Raw genomic sequence first — 15,152 nt, forward strand, 5'->3', positions numbered from 1 at the left:
CTTTGTTTCAAATCCAGAGGTTCACCTCCATTAGCCAGAAACCTGGCTCCGGGTTTAAAGGTCGCGAGCTGTACAGCCCGCGTTGGTAGTCGAAATCGACTTGAAAGTTTTTTCCGCTGAACCCGACGCCAACGCTCGCGCCCGCCAATCGCTGGCTTCTGGCGCCTTGGGCATACTTTCCCCAGCCAGTGTCGAGCCCCACGCGCGGACTGATGCGTAGCTGCGGGCTGAATGTTCGCGGCAGACTCAGGGTATTGCGCCATACGGCGCCATTGGCGGCGGACAGCGAGCCAAGACGAAAACCCCGGACCGCGTAGTAATCGGTCAACAGCATTTGCTCGAGGCTCGGCAGCAGGTCGGGGCTGTACTGCATAGCCAGTTGGCTGTCCCAGTTCCACAGGGCGTCGCGGCTTTGGCGCCAGTAGCTGATGTCGGCGCGGTACTTGCGAAATTGTGCTTGTGGCAACTGCTTCGTAAGCCGCTCGCTATCGCGGTCGGCGCCCAGCCAGTCCAGCCCTTGGGCGTAACTGAGGGTGCTGCTCCAGATTCCGTCCGAGACTTTGAGCAGATTGAGACTGGCCTCGGCCACTGTCAGACGCGGGCTCTGGATGAGCAGGCGCTGCCCGGCAAAGTAGCTGTCCGAGCGTTTGGAACTCAGGCGCAGCGTGCCGTTGAGCAACGTTCCCTGATCGCGCCAAAGCATGCGGTTGAGGCTCAGATCGTACTGGTCGGTCTGACCGTTGCTGACCACGACCTGGTGCTTGAGCTGAATCGGGTAACGGTACTCGGCGCGGCTCAGGCTCAGGCCAAGGGTCCAGAAACCATAAGGAATGTTGTAATACAGGCTTTGGCTGCGGCTGTAGGCGTCTTGCTGATTCAGCGAGGTGCTGCCATTGAGGCTGACGAAATCGTTCAGCCCCAGGGGACTATCGAGGGTCAGGCTCAACGCAGCACGGTCGCGCCCGGTTTGCTGGTTGCCTCGGTTGTTGTAGTTCAGCGCTGCGGCCAAGGGCGACGCCTGAGTGCGCGAACGAATGATCAACCGCGAGCCGCCGGCCAATGCGCCGGGCGCGATGTCAGCGGTCAGGTCCAGTGAGCGCAGGCGGTTCAATTGGTCGAGACCCTGCTCCAGATTGCGCAGTTGCAAGGGGTAGCCAAGCATCCCGGGAAATGCGCCCTGTAGTGACACAGGTAGGGTCGGATCCTCCAGTTCGATGGATTCGACGAAGCCTTCCTCGATGATGATGTCCAGGCTCTGTGCATCTTGCGGCGGGCTCGCCAGATAGGGGCGGCTGGCGATATAGCCGGCATCGACATACAGCTGGGTGAGGGCTGCCAACAGCTGATTGAGCTGTTGGGCATTCATGCAGGGCGTGATCAGCGTTTTGAGTCGGGCGATGATCTGCTTCTGAGTGATCAAGGTATTGCCGGCCAGCCGCAGTCCTTGAAAATTCCAGCAGTTTTCGCTGCCAGGCGATGCCGACTCGGGGGCTGTGTGTTCCGGTTGCGCGGCGCCGGAGCGTTCCAGCAGACGCAGACGCTGGTCGAGCTCCAGTTGCTCGCGGGTTCGCCGTTCGCGGTCTTGCGAGCGCAGGTTCAGATCGCTGATCGACGGATCGTCACCCCAGGCAGAGGGGGCATACATCAGTCCAATCGACAGGATTATCGCCAACCAGAAAGCGAAGGTGCGGAGTGCGAACCTGAAATGAACATTCGGCATAAGCCCGATACTCGTAATTGCCAATGGCTGTAAACCTAAAGTTTAAAGCGATTTCGACCAGCAAATACGGGGGCTAGCGTCTGAATTTGGTGTAAGAAGTGCCCTACGTTCCTAGGACTCGGCGTGGGATTGTGTAGGACGAATGGTGTATTTCGCTCTACTAATGGAAATCTATGATCAAGTCATCAATTGGGTTTGTGTCAGCGGCGGAATCTTTGACTTGGATGATCAATTGTGGCGAGGGAGCTTGCTCCCGCTGGACTGCGCAGCAGGCCTAAAACCTGCTACCCCATTCTGTCAGGTACACCGCATGCACCGGCTTTACGACTGCTGCGCAGCCGAGCGGGGGCAAGCCCCCTCGCCACAGGGTTGTGTCGGCAGCGGAGATCTTTGATTGGTTGATCAATTGTGGTGAGGGGTTTGTGTCGGCAGCGCAGATCTTTGATTGGCTGATCAATTGTGGTGAGGGGTTTGTGCCGGCAGCGCAGATCTTTGATTGGCTGATCAATTGTGGTGAGGGGTTTGTGCCAGCAGCGCAGATCTATGAACAGGTGATCAATTGTGGCGAGGGGGCTTGCCCCCGCTGGACTGCGCAGCAGGCCTAAAACCTGCGACCCCATTCTGTCAGACGCACCGCATGCACCGGGTTTACGACTGCTGCGCAGCCGAGCGGGGGCAAGCCCCCTCGCAACAGGGTTGTGTCGGCAGCGCAGATCTTTGATTGGTTGATCAATTGTGGTGAGGGGTTTGTGTCAGCAGCGCAGATCTATGAACAGGTGATCAATTGTGGCGAGGGGGCTTGCCCCCGCTGGACTGCGCAGCAGGCCTAAAACCTGCTACCCCATTCTGTCAGACGCACCGCATGCACCGGGTTTACGACTGCTGCGCAGCCGAGCGGGAGCAAGCCCCCTCGCCACAGGGGTTGTGCATGGCGATTGATAAGTTAAACCCTGTCATTGGTTCTCAATGACAGGGTTTGGGGATCAACGATCTTGCGCATCCTTGGCGTCCGCTTCCGCGTTGCGTTCGGCCACGCGTTTGCGTTGTTCTTCAGTCAGTTCCACCTTGTTGGCGGTGTCGCGCAGCATCATCAAACCACCGACGATCGAGCCGATTGCAACTATCAGAATTAACCAGGCATACCAGGGCATAGGGCTCTCCTTCAAGGCAGGCCACTGGGCGAAGGGTTTCGTCCGATGGTCGTGCATATACCACTTTGAGTAATTGCGTTTCTCAGTGGTTCCATTGTAGGCCTGATCGGTGTGGATAGCGCTGTGTAGGAGCGAACTTGCTCGCGATGGACTCAAGGGCGCCGCGTTCATTCTGAAACCACTCGTTATCGTTAACGTCCATCGCGAGCAAGCTCGCTCCTACAGTGGATCTGTGTCGATCACCTGTTTTGTGTTCAACACAAATTCACTGTGCGGGCTTGCTCGCGATGAGGCCCGACAAGTCGCCACATACCCGTACTTTTTACACATTCTTTATGCCGCGCCTCACCCCTCGCTCTCGTTCCTTTACAGCCTCCCTGCCGACAATGAATGCACACGCGGCAATCGCCGTACGACGGAGAAATTCCATGAGCGTTCTGGACGGAGTGTCACTGCTGCTGGCAGTGGGGCTGTTCATTTATCTACTGGTTGCGCTGTTGCGCGCGGATCGGAACTAGGAGCGGCTATGCACAGTTATGACTATTGGCTGATCCTCGCCTTCTTCGCCCTGGTGCTGATACCGGCACCGTTTCTCGGGCGCTTCTACTACAAGGTGATGGAAGGCCAGCGAACCTGGCTGACGCCGGTCCTCGGGCCTGTGGAGCGCGGCTGTTATCGAGTGGCCGGCGTCGATCCGCAGACCGAACAGAGCTGGCAGAAATACACCCTGGCCTTGCTCGCCTTCAACCTCGCGGGTTTTCTGCTGCTGTTTTTAATCCTGTTGTTGCAGGGTTATTTGCCGCTCAACCCGCAAAACCTGCCGGGTCAGGAGTGGACGTTGGCGTTCAACACCGCCATCAGTTTCATGACCAACACCAACTGGCAGTCCTACAGCGGTGAAGCCTCCCTGAGCTACCTCAGCCAGATGGTTGGCCTGACCGTGCAGAACTTCGTCAGCGCTGCCACCGGCCTGGCCGTGCTGGTTGCACTGTGTCGTGGCATCGGCCGGCGTTCGGCGCAAACCCTGGGTAACTTCTGGGTCGACATGACCCGCGCCACTCTCTATGGCCTGTTGCCGTTGTGCCTGCTGCTGGCGCTGTTCCTGGTCTGGCAGGGCGTACCGCAAACCTTCGCCCAATACGTGAATGCGCTGACCATGCAAGGCGTGGATCAAGTGATTCCCCTGGGCCCGGCAGCCAGCCAGATTGCGATCAAGCAACTGGGCACCAACGGTGGTGGCTTCTTCGGCGTCAACTCGGCTCATCCGTTCGAGAACCCGACGGCCTGGAGCAACCTGTTCGAAGTCACGTCGATCATTCTGATCCCCGTTGCGCTGGTGTTCACTTTTGGCCATTACGTGAAAGACCTGCGCCAGAGCCGGGCGATCATCGCCTGCATGCTGGCGTTGTTCCTGATCGGCGGCGCCACTTCGTTGTGGGCCGAGTATCAGCCGAACCCGACCCTGGACAACGTTGCGGTCGAACAAACTGCACCACTGGAAGGCAAGGAAGCGCGCTTCGGCACCACCGCCACGGTGCTCTGGTCGGTGACCACCACCGCCGCGTCCAACGGTTCGGTGAATGGCATGCACGACAGCCTCAACCCGCTGAGCGGGATGGTCGCGCTGGTCAACATGATGGTCGGCGAAGTGATCTTCGGCGGCGTCGGTGCCGGGCTCTACGGCATGCTGCTCAACGTGCTGATCGCGGTGTTTCTCGCCGGTTTGATGATCGGTCGTACTCCGGAATACCTCGGCAAGAAACTCCAGGCCAGGGAAGTCCAGTTGCTGGTCGTGACCTTGTTGGTGATGCCAATTGGTGTGCTGGTGCTCGGTGCGATCGCGGCGAGTTTGCCCGGCCCGGTGGCTTCGGTGAGTAACCCCGGCCCCCACGGTTTCAGTCAGTTGCTCTATGCCTACACCTCGGCCAGTGCCAACAACGGTTCAGCCTTTGGCGGTTTTGGTGCCAACACCGGGTTCCACAACCTGATGCTCGGCCTGGGCATGTTGATCGGTCGCTTCGGTTACATCCTCCCGGTGCTGGCCCTGGCCGGCAGCCTGGCGATGAAGAAAACCGCGCCGATCGGCCAGAACAGCTTCCCGACTCATGGCCCGCTGTTTGTGACCTTGCTGACTGTGACCATTTTGCTGGTGGGCGGCCTGACCTTCCTGCCGACCTTGGCGCTGGGTCCTATCGCTGAACACTTGAGCTTAGGCTTCTGAGGGATCTGATGATGAATATGCCCGCAACCAAAACCGCCGCCGTCAAGGCGTCGGAACAACGGAAAACCGCGATTTCGGCCCTCTGGCGACCGGCGCTGGTGCAAGCCTTCGTCAAGCTCGACCCGCGTCAGCTCAAGCGCGCGCCGGTGATGCTGGTGGTCGAACTGACGGCGATCCTCACCACCGTCCTGTGCTTTGTGCCGGACCCGGCGGTGCCGACTTTCGTGGCCGCGCAAATCGCCCTGTGGCTGTGGTTCACCGTGTTGTTCGCCAACTTTGCCGAAGCCCTGGCCGAAGGTCGCGGCAAGGCCCGCGCCGACAGTCTCAAGGCCGGCAGCGAAGGCCTGAGTGCCCGGCGCAAGAAAGCTGATGGAAGCTTTCAGGTGGTGCCCGCCACCAGCCTGCGCAAAGGCGATGTCGTCCGGGTCGAAGTCGGGGAAATGATCCCCGGTGACGGCGAAGTGATCGAAGGCATCGCGGCGGTCAACGAGGCGGCGATTACCGGCGAGTCGGCACCGGTGATCCGCGAGTCCGGCGGCGACCGCTCGGCCGTCACCGGCAACACCCGACTGGTCTCCGACTGGCTGCTGGTACGGATCACCGCCAACCCCGGCGAGTCGACCCTCGACCGGATGATCGCGCTGGTGGAAGGTGCCAAGCGCCAGAAAACCCCCAACGAAGTGGCGCTGGATATCCTGCTGATCGGCCTGACCCTGATCTTCCTGCTGGTGGTCGTCACCCTGCAGCCGTTCGCTCACTTCGCCAACGGCAGCCTGCCGCTGGTGTTTCTGGTGGCGTTATTGGTAACCCTGATTCCGACCACCATCGGCGGCCTGTTGTCGGCCATCGGTATTGCCGGGATGGACCGTCTGGTGCGGCTCAACGTTATAGCCAAATCCGGTCGCGCCGTGGAAGCGGCGGGTGACGTGCATGTGTTGCTGCTGGACAAGACCGGCACCATCACCTTCGGTAACCGCCGCTGCACAGCGATTTATCCCGCACCCGGGATCAGCGCCAAAGAGCTGGCCGAAGGTGCGTTGTTGGCATCGCTGGCCGATGACACTGCGGAAGGCAAATCCATAGTCGAGTACCTGCGCGGACTTTATCCACAGCCTGAACCGGCCACCGAGTTACTGACTGCAGTGCCCTTCAGTGCCGAGACCCGCTTGTCCGGTGTCGACTACCAGGGTCGGATTTACCGCAAGGGCGCGGTGGATTCGCTGCTGAGCTTTGTCGGTCTGCAACGCCGTGATCTGCAGCCGGCGCTGGCACGGGAAATCGACAAGATCGCCCAGAGCGGCGGCACCCCGTTGCTGGTCTGCGCCGAGGGCAAACTGCTCGGCGCCATCCACCTCAAGGACGTGGTCAAGCCCGGCATTCGCGAGCGTTTCGCCGAACTGCGCAAGCTGGGTATTCGCACCGTGATGGTGACCGGCGACAACCCGCTGACCGCCGCCGCGATTGCTGCTGAGGCCGGTGTGGATGACGTGCTGGCCGAAGCGACTCCAGAGAAAAAGCTGGCGCGGATTCGGCATGAGCAGAATGACGGACGCCTGGTCGCAATGTGCGGCGACGGTGCCAATGATGCGCCGGCGCTAGCCCAGGCCGACGTCGGCATGGCGATGAACGATGGCACCCAGGCGGCCCGCGAAGCGGCGAACATGGTCGACCTCGACAGCGACCCGACAAAGCTGCTGGACGTGGTGCAGATCGGCAAGGAATTGCTGGTGACCCGTGGCGCGCTGACCACCTTTTCCATCGCCAACGACGTGGCCAAGTACTTCGCGATCCTGCCGGCGCTGTTCGCCTCGATTTATCCACAGCTTGGCGTGCTCAACATCATGCACCTGAGCAGCCCGCAGAGCGCGATCCTCTCGGCGATTGTGTTCAACGCCTTGATCATCGTGGTGCTGATCCCGCTGGCGCTGCGCGGCGTGCGAGTCCAGGCGGCGAGCGCGGCGGCGTTATTGCGGCGCAATCTGCTGATTTATGGCGTTGGCGGGATTCTGGTGCCGTTTGTGGGGATCAAGTTGATCGACATGTTGTTGACGGCGTTGCAGTTGGTTTGACGCGAGTCTGCCTGAGGAGCGCGTTTTTGTGGCGAGGGGGCTTGCCCCCGCTCGGCTGCGCAGCAGTCGTAAACCCGGTGCATGCGGTGTGCCTGGGAGGAATGAGTTTGCAGGTTTTGGACCTGCTTCGCAGCCCAGCGGGGGCAAGCCCCCTCGCCACAGGGTTATGTGTCTACTTCAGACACTACGTATGTTTTTGAATCGAGGGATCTGAAATGTCCACTATGTTACGTCCGGCTCTGAGCCTGCTTATCCTGATGACCCTGATTACCGGCGTCGCCTACCCGTTGGTAGTCACCGGTGTAGCCCAGGTCGCGTTCCCGGATCAGGCCAACGGCAGCCTGGTACGCGATGCCGACGGCAAGGTCCGTGGCTCGGCGCTGATTGCCCAGGATTTCACTGGTGATGCCTGGTTCCATCCGCGCCCGTCGGCGGGCGCCTTTGCCACGGTATCGAGCGGTGCCAGCAACCTGTCGCCGAGTAACCCGGCGCTGGCCACCCGAGTGATAGACGACGCCAACAAGCTGTTGGTGTCGGGGCAGGGGGCGGTTCCATTGGCGTTGCTCACTACCTCCGGCAGCGGCCTTGATCCACACTTGCCACCGGCGGCGATTGCCTATCAACTGGCACGGGTCGCGGCCGCGCGTAATCTGCCGGTTACCACTGTGCAACAGCTGGTCGATGCCCATGTCGAGCGGCCCCTGGTGGGTCCGCCGGTGGTGAATGTGCTGGCGCTGAATATCGCGCTGCAACAGCTGTAGATCAAAAGATCGCAGCCTTCGGCAGCTCCTGCAATGACCGCTTACATCCCTGTAGGAGCTGCCGCAGGCTGCGATCTTTTCGGGGACAAACCAATCTCAAGACGTACAAGGCGAAACAAGCATGAGTGACTCCGGCCGCGCCGACGCGCTGTTAGCAGACTTGCCCCGCGACGGTCGTGGCCGGCTCAAAGTCTTCCTCGGCGCCGCCCCCGGGGTCGGCAAGACCTACGCCATGCTACAAGCAGCCCACACCCAATTGCGTCAGGGAGTGAAAGTGCTGGTCGGCGTGGCGGAAACCCACGGCCGCGCGGAAACCGAGGCGCTGCTCGGTGGTTTGCCGCAGCAGCCGTTGCTGCGTTCAGAGTACCGCGGAGTGCTGCTCGATGAGATGGACCTCGACGGCCTGCTCAAGGCCAAACCAAAGTTGGCACTGGTGGACGAACTGGCACATACCAATGCGCCCGGCAGTCGCCACGCCAAGCGCTGGCAAGACATCCAGGAACTGTTGGCCGCCGGCATCGATGTGTTCACCACGGTCAACGTCCAGCATCTGGAAAGCCTCAACGATCAGGTACGCGGCATCACTGGCGTGCAGGTCCGCGAAACCTTGCCCGACTGGGTGCTGCAGGAAGCCTACGAACTGCTGCTGATTGACCTGCCACCCCGGGAACTGCTGGAGCGTTTGCGCGACGGCAAAGTCTACGTGCCGGAACAGGCGCGGGCGGCGATCGACGCGTTCTTCACCCAGACCAACCTCACGGCCTTGCGTGAACTGGCGATGCAGACTGCAGCGGCCCAGGTCGATGATGATTTGCACCAGGGCTACCGGCAGTTGGGCCAGGCGGCACCGGCCGTGCGCGGCCGCCTGTTGGTGGGGGTCGATGGCGATGCCCAGGCCGAACGTCTGGTGCGCCACGCCAGTCGAGTCGCCCAGCGCCGGCATTTACCCTGGAGTCTGGTGCATGTGGATAACGGCAGCGTGCGCGACGAGCAGTCGCGTTTACGCCTGCAAAGTGCCCAGCAACTGGCCGAACGTCTGGGCGGTGAAGTGGTGTTGTTGCGGGCCGGCGAGGTGGCGAAAACCTTGATCCAGCACGCTGCCGAACGCCGTGCCAGCCTGGTGCTGGTCGGGCAGTCGAGGCAGCGTTTGCGCCGTCGGCTGTTCGGCGGCGGCTTGGCCTCACGGCTGTTGCGTGATGCGCGCGGACTGGAAATCAACGTCCTCGACAGTGAAGCCGACCAACCGGTACCGCGCATGCGTGCAGCGCATTCATTGGTCTGGTTCGACTATGGGCTGGCCGTGCTGGCGACGGTACTGGCCAGCGCCCTGGCCTGGGCGGTGGCCAGTGTGTTGCCGCTGCCGAACATCTCGCTGGTGTTCCTCGCCGCGGTGCTGCTGGTGGCGGTGCGCAGCAGTCTCGGCCCGGCCCTGGCCTGTGCGGCGTTGTCGTTCCTGACCTACGACTTTCTGTTCATTCCACCGAATTTCTCCTTCCGCATCCAGCGCGAAGAAGATGTTCTGACCTTGTTGTTTTTCCTGCTGATGGCGGCCCTCACCGGTAACCTCGCAGCGCGCCAGCGCCGGCAGTTGCAGGCGCTGCGCGACACCCAGGAAGAGACCAGCGAACTGCTCGACCTGTCGCGCAAACTGACCGCGGCCACCGACCGTCAGGCAGTGGTCAGCGCCGCCGCCCAGCACCTTGATGGCTGGAACGATCTGCAGTTGTGCCTGCTCAATCGCGACGGACCGAGCAGCTGGAAGGTCGAAACCGGTGGCCCGCAGCTGTTTTCCGAAACCGAGCGCGCCGCCGCCGACTGGGCCTGGCAACACGATCAACCGGCGGGCATGGGCACCGGTACCTTGCCGTTCGGGCGCTGGTGGTGGTGGCCGTTGTCGGTGGAGGAGGGGCCGTTAGGGTTACTTGGCGTGTGCACCAAGGACGGCCAGCCACTCAGCGGGCAGCGCCGCCGTTTGTTGACCGCGTTGAGCCAGCCGTTGGCTCAGGCGCTGGCCCGGGCGCAATTGGCCGAGGATCTGGAGGCCGCACGCCTGCATGGCGAAACCGAGCAATTGCGCAGCGCCTTGCTGGCCTCGGTGTCCCATGATTTGCGCACGCCGCTGACGTCCATGCGCGGCAGCATCGACAGCTTGCTGGCCCTGGGCGAAGCGATCCCGCTGGAGGACCGCCGTGAACTGCTCGAAGGCACTCGCGATGAAGCCGAGCGGCTGGATCGCTATATCCAGAACCTGCTGGACATGACTCGTCTGGGCCATGGTGCCTTGAAACTGGCGCGGGACTGGGTGTCGCCGGCGGATATCGTCGGCAGTGCGCGCAATCGCTTGCGCGCGGTGCTGGCGCCGTTGCAGGTCAGCACCGAGGTGCCGGGCGAATTGCCGCTGCTCTATGTTCACGCGGCGCTGATTGAACAGGCGCTGGTCAATGTGCTGGAGAACGCTGCGCGCTTTTCACTGCCTCAGGGGCGTCTGCAACTGAGTGCCGGCTCGACTGACAGCGAGCTGTTTTTTTCCGTTAGCGATGAAGGACCCGGCATTCCGGAAGCGGAACGGGCGAAAATTTTCGACATGTTCTACACCGCTGCCCGCGGGGATCGCGGCGGACAGGGTACGGGGCTGGGGCTGGCGATCTGTCAGGGCATGGTCGGCGCCCATGGTGGGCGAATCAGCGTCGCCGACGGCATCGACGGCCGTGGCACCTGCATCACACTTCATCTGCCTTTGCAGGAACAGCCGGGTTTTGAACGTGAAGCCTGATACCCTTTCGGATCTTTCCCTGCCGCGATCAGAATTCATGAGCCAGACCGCGACCATTTTGGTCATCGACGACGAACCGCAGATTCGCAAATTTCTACGCATCAGCCTGACCTCCCAAGGCTACAAAGTCCTTGAAGCCGGCAGCGGCAGCGAAGGCCTGGCCCAGGCCGCGCTGAACAAGCCGGACCTGCTGGTGCTCGACCTCGGCTTACCGGACATGGACGGTCAGCAGGTGCTGCGTGAGTTTCGCGAATGGTCGACGGTGCCAGTGCTGGTACTGTCAGTGCGCGCGAACGAAGGGCAGAAAGTCGAAGCACTGGATGGCGGTGCCAACGACTACGTGACCAAGCCGTTCGGCATTCAGGAATTCCTCGCCCGGGTGCGCGCTTTACTGCGTCAGGCCCCGACGGGCGAAGCCCGGGAAGTAGCGCTCAACTTCGGCCCGCTGACCGTCGACCTGGCCTATCGCCGGGTATTGCTGGATGGCAACGAAGTGGCCCTGACTCGCAAGGAATACGCGGTGCTGGCGCAACTGGCGCGGCATCCGGGGCGGGTCATCACCCAGCAGCAACTGCTCAAGGACATCTGGGGCCCGACTCATACTGAAGACAGCCATTACCTGCGGATTGTGGTCGGGCATCTGCGACAGAAACTGGCGGACGACCCGACACAGCCGAGGTTTATCGTGACCGAGGCGGGGGTGGGGTATCGGTTGATCGATGCCTTGGGTTAGGTGTCGCCCCTGAAAAGATCTTCAATTCTTATCATTCTCATACCGATCCAGGGTATCCCGGGCTATCTCGCGGCCGAGGGCGATCAGCTCCGGGGCCTTGTAGAACTCGAAAAACCGGCACACCCGCTTCGGCACGTTGATCAGGATATCCGGCGGATAACCGGCGATCTTGTATTGCGCCAGGGAGGTCTGCATCACCTCGAAACTCTGGTTGATCAGATCCAGCAGCGACGCCGGGCCGACGTTGTCGATGATGAACGACCCGGTAGCCGACTTCGGCGCTCCGGCTCCTTCTATTTCGGGGGCGGCAGCCGGTTGCTGGGCTTCCGGTTCGGCGGACTCGATCCACGGGTTGCTCAGGTCGGCAGCCTCGCTGCGCATGGCCTCCTGTTCGAGCAGCAACAACTGCTCGGCTGGCTTGCGCCGAAACGGCAAATGCGAACCGAGGGAGTTGATCAGGTTGTCGAACCGGCTCTTGAACGCGGCGGGGCGCTGAATCACCGGCAATTGATAGTGGCGCTGGTTGGTCGAGTTAAGGTTGACGGCGATGATCAGGTCGCAGTGGCTGGAGACTACCGGGACGATCGGCAGCGGGTTGAGCAGGCCGCCGTCCACCAGCATCCGACCGTTCTGCATTACCGGGGTGAACAGGCTGGGAATCGCCGCCGAGGCGCGCATGGCCTGATGCAGGCAGCCTTCCTGGAACCAGATTTCCTGCTGGTTGGTCAGATCCGTGCACACCGCCGTGTAGGGGATGCGCAGGTCTTCGATATTGATTTCACCGACGATCTTGCGGATCTGGCCGAAGACCTTCTCCCCACGGATCGCCCCGAGACGGAAGCTGACGTCCACCAGACGCAACACGTCGAGGTAGTCCAGGCTTTCAATCCAGTCCCGATAGTCGTTGAGCTTGCCGGCGGCATAGATTCCGCCCACCACTGCCCCCATTGAACATCCGGCGATGCAGGCGATGTCATAACCGCGTCTTTCGATCTCTTCGATCACCCCGATATGGGCATACCCCCTGGCACCACCCGAGCCCAGTACCAATGCGACGCGCTTCTTCATGACTGGCCCCTTCTCGAACATGCGTCAACAATGCACCCATCAAGGGTACCGCTTCAATCATTGTGGCTGGCTGGTGGCGGCCCAGGGTCGTTTTTTCGACACTCACTGACGGCAGGCGAGTATTCTCGCGCCAGCTACATTCTTCAGCGGTGGGCAAGGCACTTTTTACGCGGCCTACCGTCTTACGTGCACGAATGTTTTATTATGTTGAGGTGTCATCGATGAAAGCCTGGATCTGTCTGCCTTTGATTGCGCTGGCTCTGGCCGGTTGTGCCGGTAAAACGGCGTACCGTGACAGTTGCGGTAGCCAGCTCGACGCGGCATGGCATGAGCTGGACCTGGCCAAGGTCGAAGGTTTCGCCGGCACCGTCAGCTATTCCAAGGCGCTGTCCTTGTTGACCGGGGCCAAGACTCAGCAGCAGTTCGAGGCGTACGAAGGTTGTACCAAAAAAGCCGAGAAAGCCCGCTTCTACATCCGCGAATCCCGCGCGGGACGTTGATGAAGGAGCAGATACAAGCCGCAAGCTTGAATCGCGCCGGCTGTTAGCTTGAAGCTTGGCGCTTGAACCTTGCAGCTGCCTCTATGGAGTAAACCCCATGATCAATCGGTTGGTGGCTCGGTTGTTCGGTCTGGAAGTTCGCTTGCTGGCCTGTCAGGCACGCTTGAATGCGCTGACCGATGCTGAAGCGCTGCACGACTTGCGTACTACGGCTCGCCGTCTGCGCAGCCTGTTGCGGCCCCTGCGCGGTTTGCCCGGTGTCGAGCAGCTGGAGGCCGCTGCGGCTGCGGTCGGCGACTTGACCACACCCTTGCGCGACCGCGAAGTCCTGGCCGCGTACCTGCACAGCCATGGTCAGCGTGAAGCGGCCGAGCGCCGTATGCTGCAAATGGCCAAAGCCTATCCCGACGTGGCGAACAGTCCACAACTGGCGCAACTGTTCCTGATCCTCGATGCATTTCCGCGCTTTTTGCGCGCTTCCCAGCGACAGGGCTTGCTCAAGGGTTTGCGTCAGCGCATTGAAAAGCGTCTGGCCAAGCAGTGGAAGTCTCTGGATAAGGCGTTGCACGATCCAGCCCACGACCGGCATCGCTTGCGCCTGCTGATCAAGCGCGTGCGTTACGCCATCGAAGCCTATCCCGAGCTGGATCGCTTGCCCAAACAGGCGATGCCTCGTCTCAAGTCTGCCCAAGGCGCGCTGGGCGACTGGCATGATTGCTTGCAATGGCTGACCAAAGCCGAGCAAGAGCCTGATTTGCAGCCCTGTGTAGCGGTGTGGAAAACCACCATGACCCAGGCAGAAGAGCGCGCCGATCGGGTGCTGGACAAGTTGAGTGCGGCTTGCTTCAAATCCTGACGCACTCTTCCAAGAGAATGCGCGGTGCCAGTAGCGTCCGGCTTATCTGTCAGTCTTTTTGGCCGGAATAAGTGCTGTGCAGTCAGTAATCGGTGGTTAAGATCCTTGAGTCTTTTTCCTGGCTTGAGGTTTTCATGCGCTTTTCCGATTTGGTCGATGCTGTCCGCAGCCATCCGCTCGAGCTGTCTATTCCGGCGCAATGGGCTCAGGGGCGCGCCAGTTTTGGTGGGCTGATGGCCGCCTTGCAGTACGAAGCCATGCGCGCCAAAGTTCCGGCCGATCGCCCGGTGCGCTCGTTGGCGATCACCTTTGTCGGCCCGGCCGAGCCCGATGTACCCATCAGCTTTGAAGTGGATGTTCTGCGCGAAGGCAAGGCTGTCAGCCAGGTGCTGGGCCGGGCCATGCAGAACGGCCAGGTGGTGACCCTGGTCCAGGGCAGTTTTGGCGCTTCTCGCTCTTCCGAAATCGACGTCGCGGCCGAACCGGCGCCGGCCATGAAACACTGGGACGAGTGTCAGGAACTGCCTTACATCCAGGGCGTGACCCCGGAATTCATGCGCCATCTGGCGATGCGCTGGAGCGTCGGCGGTTTGCCGTTCACCGGTAACAAGTCGCGGGAAATGGGCGGTTGGGTGCGGTTACGCGGGGATGTGAAGGAAGAACCCTTGACCGAGGCGCATATTCTGGCATTGGTGGATGCCTGGCCTCCGGCCTTGTTGCCACACTTGAACAAACCGGCAGCGGGCAGCACCCTGACCTGGACCATCGAATTCGTCCAGCCATTGCTGAAATTGAGCACTCTGGACTGGTGCAAATACCAGGTGGTGATCGAGCATGCCCGCGACGGTTATGGTCACGCGGCTGCAGCCTTGTGGAGCGCTGAAGGACAGTTGATCGCAATGAGCCGCCAGACGGTTACCGTCTTCGGTTAAACCCGCTCAGTCCACGGCCCGCAGGCTTAAGCCTCCAGGCTGTGACCGTGGCGTTGCAGGACTAATGCGGCGAGCAATCCGACGATGCCAATGGCAACGCTCGAAAAACTCATCCCGAACACTCCCGTAACAATCAACAGGAGCGCCAGGATAAACAGTTGCACGGCAATCAGCTGCAACACCCGATTGGTCGGATTGCGATGGTTACCTGGATGGACACGCCATTGCCAGGCGGGGAAATTGGGGTGACGTTTGCCCATGTTGGTAGCCCTCGATCCGTTGCAACCTATAGATAAAGAATAGGCCCGCCAAAGGGCTTGAGCGAATCAAGGCTGGCTATGGGGGTGATAGACGACCAAGGAGGCGGC

Annotated in this window: 12 protein-coding genes and 1 pseudogene; 9 read left to right on the forward strand and 4 right to left on the reverse strand. The window is 61.1% G+C overall.

The window, feature by feature from the left end; genetic code table 11:
- Positions 1-7: 7 nt before the first annotated feature.
- Both ACA064_RS07710 and ACA064_RS07715 read right to left on the reverse strand, forming a co-directional pair.
- Positions 8-1,645 carry a ShlB/FhaC/HecB family hemolysin secretion/activation protein gene (locus tag ACA064_RS07710; protein ID WP_497672839.1) on the reverse strand — a complete coding sequence of 546 codons (1,638 nt, stop codon included), beginning with the start codon at positions 1,643-1,645 and terminating at the stop codon, positions 8-10.
- A 1,058-nt stretch (positions 1,646-2,703) separates the two neighbouring features.
- Positions 2,704-2,871, reverse strand: coding sequence for a DUF2897 family protein (locus ACA064_RS07715; RefSeq protein ID WP_008006000.1), 168 nt, complete (start codon positions 2,869-2,871; stop codon positions 2,704-2,706).
- Positions 2,872-3,299: 428 nt separating this feature from the next.
- Between ACA064_RS07715 and kdpF the strand changes: the two genes are divergently transcribed.
- The 6 genes from kdpF (at position 3,300) to ACA064_RS07745 (ending at position 11,428) form a co-directional block, all read left to right on the forward strand.
- The gene (gene kdpF / locus ACA064_RS07720; RefSeq protein WP_007899818.1) at positions 3,300-3,389 is read left to right on the forward strand and encodes a K(+)-transporting ATPase subunit F; all 90 of its coding nucleotides are present in this window, start codon (positions 3,300-3,302) and stop codon (positions 3,387-3,389) included.
- An 8-nt stretch (positions 3,390-3,397) separates the two neighbouring features.
- Positions 3,398-5,092 carry a potassium-transporting ATPase subunit KdpA gene (gene kdpA, locus ACA064_RS07725; protein WP_497672840.1) on the forward strand — a complete coding sequence of 565 codons (1,695 nt, stop codon included), beginning with the start codon at positions 3,398-3,400 and terminating at the stop codon, positions 5,090-5,092.
- A gap of 5 nt (positions 5,093-5,097) precedes the next feature.
- Entirely contained in the window at positions 5,098-7,161 is a 2,064-nt protein-coding gene (gene kdpB, locus ACA064_RS07730) for a potassium-transporting ATPase subunit KdpB (RefSeq protein WP_497674193.1), read from the forward strand.
- Positions 7,162-7,376: 215 nt separating this feature from the next.
- Positions 7,377-7,922, forward strand: a complete 546-nt coding sequence (gene kdpC, locus ACA064_RS07735; RefSeq protein ID WP_497672841.1) for a potassium-transporting ATPase subunit KdpC — start codon at positions 7,377-7,379, stop codon at positions 7,920-7,922.
- Positions 7,923-8,043: 121 nt separating this feature from the next.
- Positions 8,044-10,695, forward strand: a complete 2,652-nt coding sequence (locus ACA064_RS07740) for a DUF4118 domain-containing protein (RefSeq protein WP_497672842.1) — start codon at positions 8,044-8,046, stop codon at positions 10,693-10,695.
- 37 nt (positions 10,696-10,732) lie between these two features.
- Positions 10,733-11,428, forward strand: coding sequence for a response regulator (locus tag ACA064_RS07745; RefSeq protein WP_497672843.1), 696 nt, complete (start codon positions 10,733-10,735; stop codon positions 11,426-11,428).
- A 21-nt stretch (positions 11,429-11,449) separates the two neighbouring features.
- Here ACA064_RS07745 and ACA064_RS07750 read toward each other — a convergent pair whose 3' ends face one another.
- On the reverse strand, positions 11,450-12,496 hold the full coding sequence (locus ACA064_RS07750; RefSeq protein ID WP_497672844.1) for a patatin-like phospholipase family protein: 1,047 nt from the start codon (positions 12,494-12,496) through the stop codon (positions 11,450-11,452).
- Between the two features lie 221 nt (positions 12,497-12,717).
- Between ACA064_RS07750 and ACA064_RS07755 the strand changes: the two genes are divergently transcribed.
- From ACA064_RS07755 to ACA064_RS07765, 3 genes are all read left to right on the forward strand, one after another.
- A complete protein-coding gene (locus ACA064_RS07755; protein WP_497672845.1) occupies positions 12,718-12,996 on the forward strand; it encodes a hypothetical protein in 279 nt (92 codons plus the stop codon).
- 97 nt (positions 12,997-13,093) lie between these two features.
- On the forward strand, positions 13,094-13,852 hold the full coding sequence (locus ACA064_RS07760; RefSeq protein ID WP_497672846.1) for a CHAD domain-containing protein: 759 nt from the start codon (positions 13,094-13,096) through the stop codon (positions 13,850-13,852).
- Between the two features lie 134 nt (positions 13,853-13,986).
- Positions 13,987-14,784: an acyl-CoA thioesterase gene (locus ACA064_RS07765; protein ID WP_497672847.1), complete on the forward strand. Its 798-nt coding sequence runs from the start codon at positions 13,987-13,989 to the stop codon at positions 14,782-14,784.
- 29 nt (positions 14,785-14,813) lie between these two features.
- Here the strand turns inward: ACA064_RS07765 and ACA064_RS07770 are convergent.
- Positions 14,814-15,044, reverse strand: a pseudogene (locus ACA064_RS07770) (terminase); the annotation flags it as partial.
- Positions 15,045-15,152 lie beyond the last annotated feature (108 nt).

This window comes from Pseudomonas sp. LBUM1658 (assembly GCF_059716055.1).

Bases quoted from the DNA above. Each gene is read 5' to 3' on its own strand.
- ACA064_RS07710 (WP_497672839.1), bottom strand. From the start codon at position 1,645: ATGTATGCCCCCTCTGCCTGGGGTGACGATCCGTCGATCAGCGATCTG.
- ACA064_RS07715 (WP_008006000.1), bottom strand. From the start codon at position 2,871: ATGCCCTGGTATGCCTGGTTAATTCTGATAGTTGCAATCGGCTCGATC.
- kdpF (WP_007899818.1), top strand. From the start codon at position 3,300: ATGAGCGTTCTGGACGGAGTGTCACTGCTGCTGGCAGTGGGGCTGTTC.
- kdpA (WP_497672840.1), top strand. From the start codon at position 3,398: ATGCACAGTTATGACTATTGGCTGATCCTCGCCTTCTTCGCCCTGGTG.
- kdpC (WP_497672841.1), top strand. From the start codon at position 7,377: ATGTCCACTATGTTACGTCCGGCTCTGAGCCTGCTTATCCTGATGACC.
- ACA064_RS07740 (WP_497672842.1), top strand. From the start codon at position 8,044: ATGAGTGACTCCGGCCGCGCCGACGCGCTGTTAGCAGACTTGCCCCGC.
- ACA064_RS07745 (WP_497672843.1), top strand. From the start codon at position 10,733: ATGAGCCAGACCGCGACCATTTTGGTCATCGACGACGAACCGCAGATT.
- ACA064_RS07750 (WP_497672844.1), bottom strand. From the start codon at position 12,496: ATGAAGAAGCGCGTCGCATTGGTACTGGGCTCGGGTGGTGCCAGGGGG.
- ACA064_RS07755 (WP_497672845.1), top strand. From the start codon at position 12,718: ATGAAAGCCTGGATCTGTCTGCCTTTGATTGCGCTGGCTCTGGCCGGT.
- ACA064_RS07760 (WP_497672846.1), top strand. From the start codon at position 13,094: ATGATCAATCGGTTGGTGGCTCGGTTGTTCGGTCTGGAAGTTCGCTTG.
- ACA064_RS07765 (WP_497672847.1), top strand. From the start codon at position 13,987: ATGCGCTTTTCCGATTTGGTCGATGCTGTCCGCAGCCATCCGCTCGAG.